Annotated in this window: 15 protein-coding genes; 14 read left to right on the top strand and 1 reads right to left on the bottom strand. The window is 52.3% G+C overall.

Annotation, left to right across the window (positions count from 1 at the left end):
• Complete coding sequence (map, locus tag CODIS_RS10350) at positions 1–795, bottom strand: type I methionyl aminopeptidase (protein WP_069124734.1); 795 nt, start codon at positions 793–795, stop codon at positions 1–3.
• A gap of 308 nt (positions 796–1,103) precedes the next feature.
• Between map and rpsB the strand changes: the two genes are divergently transcribed.
• From rpsB to lpxB, 14 genes are all read left to right on the top strand, one after another.
• On the top strand, positions 1,104–1,838 hold the full coding sequence (rpsB, locus tag CODIS_RS10345; RefSeq protein ID WP_201259024.1) for a 30S ribosomal protein S2: 735 nt from the start codon (positions 1,104–1,106) through the stop codon (positions 1,836–1,838).
• A gap of 104 nt (positions 1,839–1,942) precedes the next feature.
• Positions 1,943–2,827, top strand: a complete 885-nt coding sequence (gene tsf, locus CODIS_RS10340) for a translation elongation factor Ts (RefSeq protein ID WP_069124732.1) — start codon at positions 1,943–1,945, stop codon at positions 2,825–2,827.
• 17 nt (positions 2,828–2,844) lie between these two features.
• Positions 2,845–3,558, top strand: coding sequence for a UMP kinase (gene pyrH, locus CODIS_RS10335; RefSeq protein WP_069124772.1), 714 nt, complete (start codon positions 2,845–2,847; stop codon positions 3,556–3,558).
• A gap of 12 nt (positions 3,559–3,570) precedes the next feature.
• A complete protein-coding gene (frr, locus tag CODIS_RS10330; protein WP_069124731.1) occupies positions 3,571–4,128 on the top strand; it encodes a ribosome recycling factor in 558 nt (185 codons plus the stop codon).
• Positions 4,129–4,354: 226 nt separating this feature from the next.
• Positions 4,355–5,128: an isoprenyl transferase gene (locus tag CODIS_RS10325; RefSeq protein WP_069124730.1), complete on the top strand. Its 774-nt coding sequence runs from the start codon at positions 4,355–4,357 to the stop codon at positions 5,126–5,128.
• Positions 5,129–5,154: 26 nt separating this feature from the next.
• Entirely contained in the window at positions 5,155–6,054 is a 900-nt protein-coding gene (locus CODIS_RS10320; protein ID WP_235615192.1) for a phosphatidate cytidylyltransferase, read from the top strand.
• On the top strand, positions 6,054–7,250 hold the full coding sequence (gene ispC, locus CODIS_RS10315) for a 1-deoxy-D-xylulose-5-phosphate reductoisomerase (RefSeq protein WP_069124729.1): 1,197 nt from the start codon (positions 6,054–6,056) through the stop codon (positions 7,248–7,250). Before CODIS_RS10320 ends, ispC begins: the two co-directional genes overlap by 1 nt.
• Positions 7,251–7,260: 10 nt before the next feature.
• Positions 7,261–8,625: a sigma E protease regulator RseP gene (gene rseP, locus CODIS_RS10310; protein ID WP_069124728.1), complete on the top strand. Its 1,365-nt coding sequence runs from the start codon at positions 7,261–7,263 to the stop codon at positions 8,623–8,625.
• A gap of 168 nt (positions 8,626–8,793) precedes the next feature.
• On the top strand, positions 8,794–11,085 hold the full coding sequence (gene bamA / locus CODIS_RS10305) for an outer membrane protein assembly factor BamA (protein ID WP_069124727.1): 2,292 nt from the start codon (positions 8,794–8,796) through the stop codon (positions 11,083–11,085).
• 19 nt (positions 11,086–11,104) lie between these two features.
• Positions 11,105–11,620 (top strand): OmpH/Skp family outer membrane protein, encoded by a 516-nt coding sequence (locus tag CODIS_RS10300; RefSeq protein WP_069124726.1) that lies wholly within the window; start codon positions 11,105–11,107, stop codon positions 11,618–11,620.
• Between the two features lies 1 nt (position 11,621).
• Complete coding sequence (lpxD, locus tag CODIS_RS10295; protein WP_069124725.1) at positions 11,622–12,656, top strand: UDP-3-O-(3-hydroxymyristoyl)glucosamine N-acyltransferase; 1,035 nt, start codon at positions 11,622–11,624, stop codon at positions 12,654–12,656.
• Positions 12,657–12,697: 41 nt separating this feature from the next.
• Positions 12,698–13,147 carry a 3-hydroxyacyl-ACP dehydratase FabZ gene (fabZ, locus tag CODIS_RS10290; protein ID WP_305782107.1) on the top strand — a complete coding sequence of 150 codons (450 nt, stop codon included), beginning with the start codon at positions 12,698–12,700 and terminating at the stop codon, positions 13,145–13,147.
• A complete protein-coding gene (gene lpxA / locus CODIS_RS10285) occupies positions 13,120–13,914 on the top strand; it encodes an acyl-ACP--UDP-N-acetylglucosamine O-acyltransferase (RefSeq protein WP_305782106.1) in 795 nt (264 codons plus the stop codon). Before fabZ ends, lpxA begins: the two co-directional genes overlap by 28 nt.
• Positions 13,915–13,956: 42 nt before the next feature.
• Positions 13,957–15,141 (top strand): lipid-A-disaccharide synthase, encoded by a 1,185-nt coding sequence (gene lpxB, locus CODIS_RS10280; RefSeq protein ID WP_069124723.1) that lies wholly within the window; start codon positions 13,957–13,959, stop codon positions 15,139–15,141.
• Positions 15,142–15,164 lie beyond the last annotated feature (23 nt).

Below are 15,164 nucleotides of genomic sequence, written 5' to 3'. Positions count from 1 at the left end.
TCAGTCAGTTTGATCCCATGGACGGGATTTTCCGCGCTCTTCATCTCGCAGTGTGAGTACTTCGAAACCATTATCTTTGACCAGTATGGTGTGTTCGAATTGTGCCGAGAGACTACGATCCTTGGTTACCACTGTCCAGCCGTCAGGTTTGAGTTTCACTTGTTGTTTACCGGCATTCACCATGGGTTCGATGGTAAAACACATCCCCGGCTTAAGTTCGACACCCGTACCGGGTTGCCCATAGTGGAGAATTTGGGGGTCCTCATGAAACTCACGTCCGATACCATGCCCGCAGTACTCACGTACAATTGAGTAATTGTAGCCCTCCACATGGGTCTGGATGGCATGACCGATATCACCTAAATGGCATCCGGGTTTGACCTTGTTTATACCGATCCAGAGCGCCTGCTGCGTTACTTCAACCAAACGTTTGGCCAACACCGATGGTTGACCGATACAGAACATTTTACTGGTATCACCGTGGTATCCGTCTTTGATGACAGTGATGTCGATATTGACGATATCCCCTTTTTTCAGCTTCTTCTCTCCGGGTATGCCATGGCAGACGACTTGATTCACCGAGGTACAGATCGATTTGGGGAATCCTCGATAATTGAGCGGTGCCGGGATGGCGTCTTGTTCATTTACGATGAACTCATGACAGATGCGATCCAGTTCCTGTGTGGTCACGCCAGGTTGGACATGAGGAACGATCATCTCCAATACCTCAGCCGCCAGTCTTCCGGCGATACGCATCTTTTCGATCTCTTCGGCGGTTTTTATTGTGATACCCATTTGAAAATGCTTAAAAATCCGGGGAAATGAAGGGGCTAGGGGGGTTCGGCGCGATTGTCGCAACAAGCAGGTTATGGTATAAAACGCCCCGCCGAATCGCAAACGCTTCGGTGTACTAAATCCGCTGTAAGACTTAGGGTATTAACGGCGGCAAACGACACACACATATCGACACATGGGCCTGGGTGCCGGAAGATGTCGTGATTATAAGTAATAATTACTTATAAATCAGTCTCTTATGGTTGGGTCATGGGATATGTGGAGGTATAACCCGATACAATTAGGAGTCACTCATGAGTGAAGTATCAATGCGCCAAATGCTTGAGGCTGGCGTGCACTTCGGGCATCAGACCCGCTATTGGAATCCCAAAATGGGTTCCTACATCTTTGGTCATCGCAACAAGATTCATATCGTCAATCTTGAAAAGACCATGCCACTATTCAAGGATGCGATGAACTTCATCGGGTCCCTCTCCGCCAACGGCGGTAAAGTTCTTTTCGTAGGAACCAAGCGTGCGGCACAGAATGTGATTCGGGAAGAGTCAGATCGTTGCAGCATGCCCTATGTCAACCATCGCTGGTTGGGCGGTATGCTGACAAACTACAAGACCATCAAGCAGTCTATCAAGCGGCTGAAAGAACTGGAGGCCATGTTTGAAGACGGAAGCGTTGAGCAACGCTTCAACAAAAAGGAAACCCTGGGATTGAGCAGAGAGCTGGAAAAGCTCGAGCGGAGCCTGGGTGGAATAAAGAACATGAATGGCCTGCCTGATGCGCTTTTTATCATTGACGTTGGTCACGAGAAAAATGCCGTGGCCGAGGCGCGTAAATTGGGTATTCCTGTTATAGGTGTGGTTGATACCAACAATGACCCTAATGGTATCGATTATGTGATCCCCGGCAACGATGATGCTATTCGAGCAATTCAGCTTTATGTACAAGGGGCTTCTGCAGCCATTCTCGAAGGTCGTGCGAGTGCCGCAACCATGGTTGGCGGCAATGGCAATGAAGAGTTTGTAGAGGTATCGGAAGGCAGTTCCTGAAGCTGTGACTAAGCTCGGGGCTACCGGCTGGCGATTGGTGGATGTCCATATCCCAGCCTCCGCAATTATCAAATTTCAGCTTAATTATTTAAGGTAGACAGACTATGGCGATTACAGCCTCTCTGGTTAAGGAGCTGCGCGAACGTACAGGCGCAGGCATGATGGAATGCAAAAAGGCACTGGTTGAGACCAATGGTGATATCGATGCCGCTATTGAGCAGATGCGTAAATCCGGGCAGGCCAAAGCGGCCAAAAAGGCCGGGCGCATTGCCGCTGAAGGGGTGATTGTCATCAGCTTCAGCGAAGACTGCGGTCAGGCAGCAATGGTTGAGGTTAACTGCGAAACGGATTTTGTCGCAAAAGATGACAATTTCACTTCATTTGCAAAGGCGGTTGCCGAGCGGGTATTGGCTGGTGGGGCAGACGATGTTGCAGGATTGATGGAACTGCCGCTGCACGAGGGTGAGGACACCACAGTGAATCAAGCCCGCGAAGCGCTGGTATCGAAGCTCGGTGAGAATATGAACGTACGTCGTTTTTCCCGTATCCATGCCAGTAGCGGTAAGCTTTCGAGCTATCAACACGGTTCACGCATTGGTGTCGTACTGGAGCTTGACGGTGGGGATGAGGCACTTGGCAAGGATCTGGCTATGCATATTGCGGCTACCAATCCAATCTGTCTCTCTGCTGAGCAGATGCCACAGGATCTGCTCGACAAGGAACGCGATATCGTAACCGCTCAGGCAAAGGAGAGTGGAAAGCCGGATGAGATCGTTGCCAAAATGGTGGATGGTCGTATGCGTAAGTACCTGGCTGAAAACACATTGCTTGGTCAGGCCTTTGTCAAGGATCCGGATACTACCGTGGATAAATTGCTGAAGAGCAACGCCTCCTCGATCATCCAATATACCCGTTTCGAGGTTGGTGAGGGTATTGAGAAGAAACAGGAAAATTTTGCGGAAGAGGTTTTGGCGCAGGCAAAAATGTAACCTGGATATGGATGCAGATGACTGATCTGATTTGCCAGCGCATTCTCCTTAAACTCAGTGGCGAGGCCCTCATGGGCGGAGGGGATTTCGGTATTGACCCTGCTGTCATTCAGCGGGTTTCAGAAGAGATCATGGAGCTGGTGAATGCAGGCATTCAGATCGGATTAGTGATCGGAGGCGGCAATATATTTCGCGGTGCGGGCTTGGCGCAGGGTGGTTTTGACCGGGTACGCGGCGATCACATGGGAATGTTGGCAACTGTCATGAATTCTTTGGCGATGCAGGATGCACTGTCACGGATCGATGGCGATGCTGTGGTGTTTTCTGCGCTACAGATGCCTGATGTGTGTGAGACCTTTACTGCGAGAGGTGCGCGGTGTGCACTGGATGAAGGGAAGGTGGCGATTCTGGCGGCCGGTACAGGCAATCCCTATTTCACGACCGATTCGGCGGCCAGTCTCCGTGCTGTGGAGATAAAAGCCGACTTGATGATCAAAGCGACCAAGGTCAATGGCGTCTATTCGGCAGATCCGGTAAAGGATCCACAAGCTGTCTTTTATCCCAAATTGACTTATGATCGGGCATTAGCGGAAAACCTGCAGGTGATGGATGCCACGGCTATCGTCCTCTGTCGGGATAATGAGGTGCCACTTCGCATCATGAATATTAATGATCCAGGTGCTCTCATGCGTCTGATGCAGGGAGAAGAGATCGGTTCACTAGTGGTATAAAAGGCGGCTGACATGATAGACGACATTAAGAAAGATGCTAATACCCGTATGGGCAAGAGTGTTGAGTCTTTGGTGCATGAATTAGCCAAAGTGCGCACAGGAAGGGCTCATCCCAGTCTGTTGGATCACATTCGTGTAGATTATTACGGTTCAGAGGTTCCAATCAGTCAGGTCGCCAATATCAATGTCGAGGATGCGCGAACATTGACTGTTGTTCCTTGGGAAAAGAACATGGTGGCTGTTGTTGAGAAGGCGATTCTAACTTCCGATTTAGGCCTCAATCCCATGAGTGCCGGCACTGTCATTCGGGTACCCATGCCCCCCTTGACCGAAGAGCGGCGTAAAGACCTGATACGTGTTGTACGCCATGAGGCCGAGGGTGCCAAAGTGGCGATTCGGAACATCCGTCGTGATGCCAACCATGATCTCAAGGATTTGGTGAAGGAGAAGATGATTTCCGAGGATGACGAACGACGGGGTCAGGATGTAATCCAGGGCTTGACAGGTCAGCATATCGGACAGGTTGACGAGCTGTTGGCTGAGAAAGAGAAAGACCTCATGGAAATTTAGCCGGGGCCTGTGCAACGGTTTTTTGGCATAAATTCTGTTTAAGGTCCTAAAATTTGGTTCATCCAACAGGTGAATTCCACCTATACTGAATCAATGTTCATGATTTCAATGCGCACAGGACAGAATTTACCAATCCCAACCCTCACAAAACCTTATTCAAGGAGCCGCTGTGCGGATATCCACGGCGATACGCCAGTAGTAACACTCAACCGGGGATTCTAGGGTAATGACTAACGGCACGACAAAGGAATCTGTACCTGTCGAGAAACGACTGCCGAGGCATATCGCGATAATCATGGATGGTAACGGTCGTTGGGCTAAGAAGCGTGGCCTGCCGCGCTACGCCGGTCATCCTGCAGGGGTGGAAGCGGTTCGTGGGGTGGTTGAGGCCTGTGTCGAACTGCAGATTCCGGTACTGACTCTGTTTGCCTTCAGCAGTGAGAACTGGCAGCGGCCTGAGAAGGAGGTCAACCTCATCATGGATCTATTTCTAAGGTCACTGAAGAAAGAGGTTCGTCGTCTCGATCGGAATCATGTTAAGCTCAAAGTGATCGGTGATCGTAGCGCCTTCGCCACCAATCTGCAGGCTCAGATAGACGAGGCTGAACAGCAGACCGCATCCAATCAGGGCTTGTTGTTACAGGTGGCAGCCAACTACGGTGGTCGCTGGGACATAACACAGGCTGCAAAACGGCTGGCTGAACAGGTACAGAGTGGAGAAATATCGCCAGATCAGATCGATGAGGAGCGTTTTTCCCAAAATCTCTGTATTACCAATCTACCCGAACCGGACCTGTTTATCCGTACTGGCGGTGAACAGCGGATCAGCAATTTTCTATTGTGGCAATGTGCCTATACGGAACTCTATTTCACCGACCTGCTTTGGCCTGATTTCAACCGGAAAGCCCTGGATGAGGCGCTGCACGATTTTTCTCACCGACAGCGACGCTTCGGCCGCACAGGTGATCAGGTCCAGGATCAGACTGCAGAAGCCTCATAAGGCCTTCGATATGAGGTATCGGTCAAATGTCGCTGCCAGTTCGATATCAGGTCGACATGGGGTGCAGTCTACTGGCAACTAACAAGCAAAATGCCGTTCAATCGCCCATGCTGAAACAGCGTGTTATCACCGCCCTAATACTTGCGCCATTGGTTGTCGCAGCGGTATTACTGCTGCCCAACCATTACTTGGCGCTGATCGTCGCTCTGGTGGTTTCAGTCGGAGGCTGGGAGTGGGCTCGGCTGAGCGGCATTGAAACCTCATTCCTGCAAATAGTCTATTCAGGTTCGCTGGTTCTCTGTCTGGCTGCACTCTACTATCTGCTGCCGTCGGCATGGGTACCGGGAGTGATGTTGTTCTCCGTGGCGTGGTGGTTACTCGTCGTGTGGCGCTTGACTCGCTATCACGCCGATCAGCAACACTCCGACAGGTTATTGAAGCGGGCAACTGAAGGTTTTATCGTACTGCTACCTGCCGGGTTGGCGTTAGTCTCGATACACCGTATACCCACCACCGGTCCCGGACTTCTGCTGTTTGTGCTGATACTGATCTGGAGCGCGGATATCGGTGCCTATTTTGCCGGGCACCGCTGGGGGAAACATAAGCTTGCCTCCCAGGTGAGTCCGGGAAAAACCCGTGAAGGTGTCTATGGTGCTATGGCGAGTGCCATGCTTTGTGCGGTTTTTCTCTCTTTTTGGTTGGATGGCAGTTTGGGCCAATCCCTGTTGATCGTATTACTTTGCCTGATTACCATGCTTGCATCAGTGGTGGGGGATCTTTTTGAAAGCCTGATCAAACGTCTACAGGGTGTCAAGGACAGTGGGCAACTGCTACCCGGCCATGGAGGCATGTTGGACCGGATAGACAGCCTCACGGCAGCAGCCCCTGTTTTTCTGTTTGGATTAATCCTTCTGGGAGAAGTGTGATGAAGGGTTTAACCGTACTTGGATCCACCGGCTCAATAGGTGTGAGTACCCTGGATGTGGTTGCCAGGCATCCCGAGAAATATCGTATCATAGCCCTGACGGCCAAAAGTGATGTGGAGGGCATGCTGCGTCAGTGTGAACGTTTCAAGCCCAAAATAGCGGTGATGGCAGATACGGAATCCGCAAATCTGTTGGCTAAAGGCTTAAGTCAAAAAGGTATATCGACTGAAGTCTTATCCGGATTGCGGGGGCTGGAGATAGCAGCCGCTATACCCGATGCCGAAATCGTAATGGCAGCTATTGTTGGTGCGGCGGGGCTGTTGCCTGCACTGGCGGCGGTGCGCGCCGGAAAGCGTTTGTTGTTGGCGAATAAAGAGGCGCTGGTGGTCGCGGGTAGTCTGTTTATGGCGGAAGTGGCGGCCCATGGCGCAGAGATTTTGCCGATCGATAGTGAGCATAACGCGGTTTTTCAATGCCTGCCGCCCGGAGTCGAAGAGAAGTTGACTGCAAGCGGGGTAAAACGCATCCTCTTGACTGCCTCTGGCGGGCCTTTTCGTACCATGCCGATTGAGCAGCTGGCAAGCGTCACTCCGGCACAGGCCTGTGCCCATCCGAATTGGAGTATGGGACGGAAAATCTCGGTTGATTCCGCAACCATGATGAACAAGGGCTTGGAGGTTATAGAGGCGCACTGGCTGTTCGGTGCCGATGCGGAAGAGATTCAGGTAGTTCTGCATCCACAAAGTATCATCCACTCCATGGTCGAGTACGTCGATGGGTCGGTACTCGCTCAGCTTGGCAATCCCGATATGCGAACGCCGATCGCACATGCCTTGGCATGGCCTCAGAGAATTGAATCGGGTGTCGACAGCCTCGATCTGTTCCAGGTTGCACGGCTAGACTTTGATCAGCCTGATCTGCAGCGATACCCTTGCCTGAAACTTGCCTATCAGGCAATTCAGGCGGGCGGCACGGCGAGTGTGATCCTGAATGCGGCGAATGAGGTGGCGGTAGAGGCATTTTTATCGGAGCGCTTGGGTTTTACCGAGATTGCCTCGGTGGTTGACGAGACCTTACAGCAGATGCCGGTTGAAAATGCCGAGGATCTAGGCACATTGCTCGATATCGACAGGCAAGGGCGTGCCGTAGCGGAACAAGTCGTACATAACAGGGTCATAACCAGCGGTATAGGCTAATCATTTTTCAATGGACTCACTACTCTTCACCCTCGTTTCATTCATCGTTGCCCTGGCAATCCTGATTGCAGTGCATGAGTTCGGTCACTTCTGGGTTGCGCGAAAATTGGGTGTCAAGGTGTTACGATTTTCGATCGGTTTCGGCCGAGCCCTGTGGCGACGGACCAGTGTGGTTGATGGTACCGAATATGTGATTGCCGCCATTCCCCTGGGCGGTTATGTGAAGATGCTGGATGAACGCGAGGCGCCGGTGGAGGCAGAGGAGCAGCATCGTGCGTTTAACCGCCAATCACTGGGTGTGCGTAGCGCCATTGTTGTGGCGGGCCCACTGTTCAATTTCCTCTTTGCCATCCTGGCGTTCTGGCTCATTTTCGTCACCGGTGATACGGGCCTCAAACCCATAGTGGGTGAGGTTGAGGGCGGCTCGATCGCAGAACAGGCAGGATTTACCCGAGGTGACGAGATACTGGCGGTGGCGGATCAGCCTACACCGACCTGGGAGAGTGTCGTCTATGTGATGTTGTCAGAAGCGCTCGATACTCCCAACCTTGCGGTCAGGGTGCGTAGTCAGACGGGCATGGAGCACATCTATCGAGTGGCAAGTGATGGTCTCTCCGGGCTGGCAGAGGATGGTATGCTGTTGCAGAATCTCGGACTCACTCCCGATCGACCCACCCTGCCACCTGTCATCGGTGAGGTGCTGGATGGAGAACCGGCTGCATTGGCCGGCCTGAAATCCGGAGACCGTATCGTCACTGTCGACGGTGTCGATGTGGTGGATTGGAGTGATTGGGTCAATTATGTACGCAAGCGGCCGGGCCAGAACCTCGATCTAGAGGTTGACCGCAATGGGGATTATATTGCATTGAGCGTCACCCCTTTGATGATTGAGGGGGATGGGGAGAGCTACGGTCGTATTGGCGCAAGTGTGGATGTGCCCGATGATTTGATGGATGACTACCGGGCTGTTGTCAAATATGGACCGATCGATGCGATAGGCCAATCTCTCTATAAAACCTGGGATCTGTCCCTTTTGATGTTACGGATGCTGGGTAAGATGATCATCGGCGAGGTTTCTGTAAAGAATCTCAGCGGCCCGATTTCAATTGCGGATTATGCTGGTAAATCAGCAAGTTACGGCATCAGCTATTTTCTTAAATTCCTCGCGGTGGTGAGTGTCAGCCTGGGCGTGTTGAATCTGTTGCCGATTCCTGTTCTGGATGGCGGACATCTGTTTTTCTTCCTGATCGAAGGGATCAAAGGCCGGCCGTTATCGGATCAATTTATGGAACAAGGCCAAAAAATCGGATTATTGATCCTATTGGCGATTATGAGTCTCGCCTTCTATGTCGACATAAACCGGTTCCTTGGGTAGATGTTGGCGATTGTCGGAGAGTTTGGGCGGTACTGCCGCATAAAGGCTTTCAGTATCCTGATCAATTAAGATCACTTATACTAACGCGCTGTTTCGCCGCCGTAGTCGTTCTGAGCATGAATCACGCAGAACGGATAATATGAAAAAACACTGTTGTAATTATAGATAATGTCTCTATTTTCCCGGACTTTGATCCTCTTGGCTCTGATGGGTGGACTGCTATTATCCCAGCAGGCTTCCGCCTTCGTGGTCGAGGACATACGGGTAGAGGGTCTGCAACGGATCTCGGCCGGCACGGTATTCAATTACCTGCCAATAAAGACTGGGGATGAGGTCGATGCAGGCAATTCTTCCCATATTATCCGCACACTCTACAAAACGGGTTTTTTCAAGGATATAAGGCTCGAACAGGATGGTAATGTCCTGATTGTGTTCGTCCGTGAAAGACCTGCTATCGCAGAGATAAATATCACTGGAAACAAGGAGTTGGATACAGAGCCATTGATGGCTGGATTAAAGGATATCGGTCTTGCCGAGGGTCGGGTCTTTAAGCGGGCATTACTGGAAAAGGTCGAGCAGGAGCTCAACCGCCAATATTTCGCGCGGGGTAAATATGGGATCAAGATCCAATCAACAGTGACTCCGTTGGAGAGAAACCGTGTGGGTCTGGATATCGAGATATCAGAGGGGCTGACCGCCAGGATCAAGCACATAAACATTATCGGCAATCGGGCCTATGAAGATGACGAGTTGTTGGATAAGTTCGAATTGGGTGTGCCGTCCTGGTATGCCGTCTTCTCCAGCCGCGACAAATATTCCAAACAGGCGCTCTCAGGCGACCTGGAGACATTGCGCTCATTCTATCTTGATCGGGGTTATATCGACTTCAAGATCGAGTCCACCCAGGTATCCATAACACCGGACAAGAAGGATATATACATTACCGTGGTGATCGACGAGGGTGATGTCTTCACCCTCAGCGATATCAAGTTGGCCGGAGACCTGGAACTGAATCCGGAGGAGCTATTTCCTCTAATCCATCTCAAACGGGGGGCGGTCTTCTCCCGTAAAAAACTGACAGCCAGCGCAGACAGGCTGAACCGGCACTATTCCGATGTGGGATATGCCTTTGCCAATGTCAACACCATTCCCGATATTGATCGTGAAAAGATGCAGGTGGCCATCACATTTTTCGTTGATCCGGGAAAAAGGGTCTATGTCCGCTATATCAATATATCGGGTAATACCAACACCCGTGATGAGGTGTTGCGTCGGGAATTGAGACAGATGGAATCAGCCTGGTTTTCCGGTGAGAAGACCCGGCTCTCAAGGGAACGCCTGCAGCGTTTGGGCTTTTTCAGTGAAGTGAATATGGAGACCCCAGCAGTACCGGGCTCCACGGATCAACTCGATGTGAACCTTGCTGTGACCGAGGCTGCATCCGGGCAGTTCAGTGCCGGTGTCGGGTTTACTCAGACCCAGGGAGTGATCTTCAATGCCAGCATCAGTGAAAACAATTTTCTCGGTACGGGGAACCGCTTCAGCGCTGGCTTCGATACCAGCGATGCAACCAAAAAGCTCTCTTTGTCCTATACCAATCCCTACTACACCATTGACGGCGTAAGTCAGGGTTATGAGCTGAGTTACCGGGAGACCGATTTCTCGGAACTGAATATTTCCAGCTATTCCACCGACGTGGGGCGTCTCGGGGTCCATTTCGGCATACCCTTGACGGAATACGACCGCTTTAGATTCAGTCTGGCCTACGAGCATACGACCTTTTTTCTTGGCTCCTCCCCTTCCGATGAGATCGAGGAATTCATAGAAACCAACGGCGATAAATTCAGCGATTTCGAGTTGGTGGGCAGCTGGATTCACGACACCAGGGATCGCGCCATATTTCCCAATCGGGGTAATCGGCAGGTCTTCACCATCGAGACCAACACCCCCGGCAGTGATCTGCAGTACTACCGCGTTAGATACTCAAATGCCCTCTATTTTCAGCTCACCAACTCTCTGACCTTGAAGCTGAATGGGGAGTTGGGATATGGCGATGGTTACGGGGAAGACGATGAGCTGCCATTTTTCCGTAATTTCTACGCCGGCGGTATCGGTTCGGTCAGGGGATTTGAGGAGAATACCCTGGGACCGCAGGACTCCCAGGATGATGCTTTGGGAGCAAATGCTAGAATCGTGGGTCAGATGGAGTTACTCTTTCCCGCCTTTGGCGATGACTTTAAGGACACGGTGCGTGCCGGTTTGTTTGTCGATGTCGGCAACGTATTCGATCTGGCTGGGGATGAGAAGGTCGAGTGGGACCTGTTTAGGGCTTCCACCGGTCTGATGTTATCCTGGTTCTCGCCAGTAGGAGCCCTCTCTTTCAGCTGGGGGTATCCGATCAAAGAGGAAGAGGGTGATGATATCAAGAACCTTCAATTCAGGATTGGTAGTGGTTTCTAAACAGTTAGGGAGTGAATGGGTGAATTCGCTAAGACATATACTACTTGCTTTGACCCTTGGTTTTTTCGTGACCGGCAGTGCTGTAGCCGAGGAGTATCGTATCGGCTTCGTGAACGCCACAAAAGTCTTCGAGGAGTCGCCGCAATACAAATCTGCCAGGGAGCGGTTGCAGACTGAGTTTTCCCGGCGGGAGAAAGACCTGCTCGCTTCCCAGAAGCGGCTGAAACAGCTTGAAGAGAAGCTGCAGCGGGACGGCTCGGTGATGAGCGAGTCCGAGGTCAAACGGCTGGAGAGGGATATTCTCAGTCGCAGCCGCAAGTTGAAAAACGCCCAGACCGAGTTTCGCGAGGACCTCAACCTGCGCCAGAACGAGGAGTTCAAGAAACTCCGTCAGCAGGTGCGCGAAGTGATCCGGGAAGTGGGTAAGAGTGAGAAGATAGACCTTATCGTTTCAGATGGTGTCGTCTATTTCAGTAAAAAGATCGACATCTCAGATAAGGTGTTGGAAAAACTGCGTCAGTTAAAAGCTGAATAAGGTGGTATCAAGATCATCTGGATCCAGTCTCGGAGACCTGGCGGATGCCGTTGGGGCGAAGCTGCTGGGTGATCCAGAAACAATGATCAGAGGGGTTGGGACGCTACAGAGCGCACAATCCGGAGAGATCAGTTTTCTCAGTAATCCCGCCTATCGTAAATATCTTTCAGCGACACAGGCCTCGGCTGTGATCCTATACGAGAAGGATGCCGCCGATTGCCCGACTTCAGCGTTGGTCTCCGATAACCCCTATCTTGCCTATGCCAGAGTGGCAACAAAGCTGTTTCCCCGCAAAACCATTACCCCCGGTATCGATGCCACGGCGGTTGTGGGTCGATCATCGTCGATCGACAGCAGTGCCTGGATCGGGCCCTGTGTTGTGATTGGGGAAGGTGTGACTGTTGAATCTGGAGTCTGTATAGGTCCGGGTTGTGTGGTCGAGGACAATTGCCGGATCGGTGCCGATAGCCGGTTGGTGGCGAATGTGACCCTGTGTCACGACACCCGCCTGGGTCAGCGTTGCCTGATTCATCCAGGGGCGGTGCTGGGTGCGGATGGCTTCGGCCTGGCAAATGACGAAGGGCATTGGGTCAAAGTACCGCAACTCGGTCGGGTACGGGTTGGGGATGATGTGGAAATCGGCGCCAACACCACCATCGACCGCGGTGCGCTGGAAGATACGATCCTGCATGACGGGGTTAAGCTGGATAATCTCATTCAGATTGCCCACAACGTGGAAATAGGCCGGAATACGGCGATGGCCGGTTGCTCGGCGGTAGCCGGATCAACAAAGATTGGAAGCCATTGCACCATCGGTGGTCAAACAGGTCTGGTGGGGCATTTGACGATAGGTGATAATGTGCACTTTTCGGCGGCCACCCTGGCTACCCGCTCATTCATCGAGCCGGGGTACTACAGTGGTAACCTACCCGCCATGGAAAATGGTGCCTGGAAACGCGTGATAGCCCGGCTGCGAAATCTGGAGTCGATGGCAAAAGAGATGAAATTTCTGAAAAAAAACCTGAACAACCAATAATGAGCCGTTGAAATGAATGGCATGAGTAACTGGAGGACAGTTTGATCGCAATGGATATCAACAAGGTGCTGAGCCTGCTGCCGCACCGCTATCCTTTCCTGCTAATCGATCGGGTTCTTGAATACGAAAAGGATGCACGCCTCCTGGCGTTGAAAAATGTTACTTACAATGAACCCTTTTTCAACGGTCACTTTCCCATCCAACCGGTGATGCCGGGTGTCCTGATTGTCGAAGCGATGGCGCAGGCGACCGGTCTATTGGCGATGGAGTCCAATCCGGAAACAGTCAATGAGACGACCATCTATCTTTTCGTCGGTATCGATAAGGCTCGTTTCAAGCATCAGGTGGAGCCTGGTGATCAACTGATCATCGAAGTCGTTCAGACCAAGATGAAGCGAGGTATCGGCTTTTTCACCTGCTCCGCGAAAGTCGAGGATAAAACCGTAGCGACGGCAGATATCATGTGTACGGCACGGGAGATAGGCAGCTGATCGACCCACGCGCAGTTATCGATCCGGATGCCGAGCTCGATGAAGGTGTCAGTATTGGTCCCTTCTCCATCATTGGTGCCGGGGTCAAGATTGCAGCAGGTACCGAAGTCGGCCCCCATGTGGTGATTAAAGGGCCGACCCAAATTGGCCGGGACAACCGGATCTACCAGTTCGCCTCGGTTGGGGAGAATCCCCAGGACGTGAAATATGCCGGCGAGCCGACCATCCTGCAGATCGGCGATCGCAACGTTATCCGTGAATTCGCCACGCTGCATCGCGGAACCGTGCAGGACCAGGGTGTGACACGAATCGGCAATGACAATCTGCTGATGGCCTATATTCATGTCGCCCACGATTGCCTGCTGGAAGACCATATCATTATGGCCAATGCCGCGTCCCTGGGCGGCCATGTGAAGATCGGAAGGCACGCTATCCTGGGTGGATTCACGAAAGTGCACCAATTCTGCCGGGTGGGCGCGCACAGCTTCTCCGGGATGGGGTCGGCTATCAGTATGGATCTGCCGCCCTATGTGATGGCATCGGGGCAACCGGCGAAACCACATGGTATCAACCGGGAGGGGTTGAGCCGCCGTGGATTCAGTGATGAAACTATTCAGCAGATCAAGCGTGCCTACAAACTGCTCTACCTTTCCAAAAAACGTTTGGACGAGGCGCGGGAGGGAATCGACGGGATGCTGAATGAAACCCCGGAGCTTGAGATTCTTTCCGATTTTCTCGGACATAAGGGCCGGGGTATTTTACGTTAGGCCCTCCTACCCTGGCACAGGGGATACACCAGTAGAAAGCGAATGTCTCTATCCCCGTCTATGCAGAACACGCAACAACAGCGCCCGCTGAAGATTGGTATCCTGGCCAATGAAGTGTCAGGCGATCAGCTGGCAGCGGCATTGATCGATGCCCTGCGTGCCCAACGGGCAGATATCGAGTTTGAGGGCATGACAGGACCGTTGATGGAGGCTGCGGGATGCCGCTCCCTTGCCAAGATGGATCCGGTAATGGGGTTTGCCGAGGTGATCGGTCATCTGCCAGGATTGCTGCGCAGCCGTAGAAAACTGGTGGCCCATTTTCTTGACGATCCACCCGATCTGGTATTGGGTGTCGATGCTCCCGATTTCAACCTGGCACTGGAGGCGCAACTCAAAGCGGCCGGCATCCCGACAGCGCATTTTGTCAGCCCAACGGTTTGGGCGTGGCGGCAGGGAAGAGTGAAGAAGCTGCAAAAGGCGGTTGACCTGATGCTCTGCATCTTTGATTTCGAGGTCGATTTCCTGTTGCGACACCATGTGCCGGCAGTCTATGTGGGACACCCCCTGGCGGACCAGATCCCGTTGCAACCCGCCGACCCCGGAGTGATTCGGGATGAATTGGGCCTTGATAGGGAAAAGCCTGTCGTAGCGCTATTACCCGGAAGCCGCATGAGCGAGGTAAGCAGGCTGGCCCGGTTATTTCTGCAGACAGCGTTGTGGCTGCAACAACATAAGCCGGATCTGCAGTTTATCGCGCCGATGGTGGATCAGAAGGTCAAACAGCTTTTTCAGGAACAGATAGAATCGACCGCACCGGAACTGCCGATGATGCTGTTGAACGGCAGGCCAAGAGAGGCGATCCGTTCTGCGGATGTGGTGTTGACCGCATCGGGTACGGCTACCCTCGAGACCATGTTGTTGAAGCGTCCCATGGTGGTGGCCTACCGGCTTTCACCCCTCACGGCCGGGTTGATTCGTCGCTTTAATCTATTAAAAACGCCTCACGTGGCCTTGGCAAATCTGCTTGCGGACAAACCCTACGCGCCTGAATTTATCCAGGAGGCGTGTAAACCTGATGCCATGGGCAGGGCCTTGCTGGATTTTCTCGAAAACCCGATAAAGTGTGGGCAGATAACAAAGGCCTATACGGAGGCCCACAAGAAATTACGCCAAAACGCCGCCCATACCGCCGCCAATGCAGTTCTGGAGATGCTGGAAGATAGTTAGGATCTATCAGTCCGGGCATCACT

It is taken from the genome of Candidatus Thiodiazotropha endolucinida (assembly GCF_001715975.1).
In the GTDB taxonomy this organism is placed as follows: Bacteria; Pseudomonadota; Gammaproteobacteria; order Chromatiales; family Chromatiaceae; genus Thiodiazotropha; species Thiodiazotropha endolucinida.
Note: the sequence above shows the minus strand (reverse complement) of the source record. Positions and strands in the feature narration are given on the sequence as shown.

Coding starts and splice junctions, on each gene's coding strand:
- frr (WP_069124731.1), top strand. CDS start 3,571: ATGATAGACGACATTAAGAAAGATGCTAATACCCGTATGGGCAAGAGT.
- pyrH (WP_069124772.1), top strand. CDS start 2,845: ATGACTGATCTGATTTGCCAGCGCATTCTCCTTAAACTCAGTGGCGAG.
- ispC (WP_069124729.1), top strand. CDS start 6,054: ATGAAGGGTTTAACCGTACTTGGATCCACCGGCTCAATAGGTGTGAGT.
- lpxB (WP_069124723.1), top strand. CDS start 13,957: ATGTCTCTATCCCCGTCTATGCAGAACACGCAACAACAGCGCCCGCTG.
- CODIS_RS10325 (WP_069124730.1), top strand. CDS start 4,355: ATGACTAACGGCACGACAAAGGAATCTGTACCTGTCGAGAAACGACTG.
- rseP (WP_069124728.1), top strand. CDS start 7,261: ATGGACTCACTACTCTTCACCCTCGTTTCATTCATCGTTGCCCTGGCA.
- tsf (WP_069124732.1), top strand. CDS start 1,943: ATGGCGATTACAGCCTCTCTGGTTAAGGAGCTGCGCGAACGTACAGGC.
- rpsB (WP_201259024.1), top strand. CDS start 1,104: ATGCGCCAAATGCTTGAGGCTGGCGTGCACTTCGGGCATCAGACCCGC.
- map (WP_069124734.1), bottom strand. CDS start 795: ATGGGTATCACAATAAAAACCGCCGAAGAGATCGAAAAGATGCGTATC.
- CODIS_RS10320 (WP_235615192.1), top strand. CDS start 5,155: ATGTCGCTGCCAGTTCGATATCAGGTCGACATGGGGTGCAGTCTACTG.
- bamA (WP_069124727.1), top strand. CDS start 8,794: ATGTCTCTATTTTCCCGGACTTTGATCCTCTTGGCTCTGATGGGTGGA.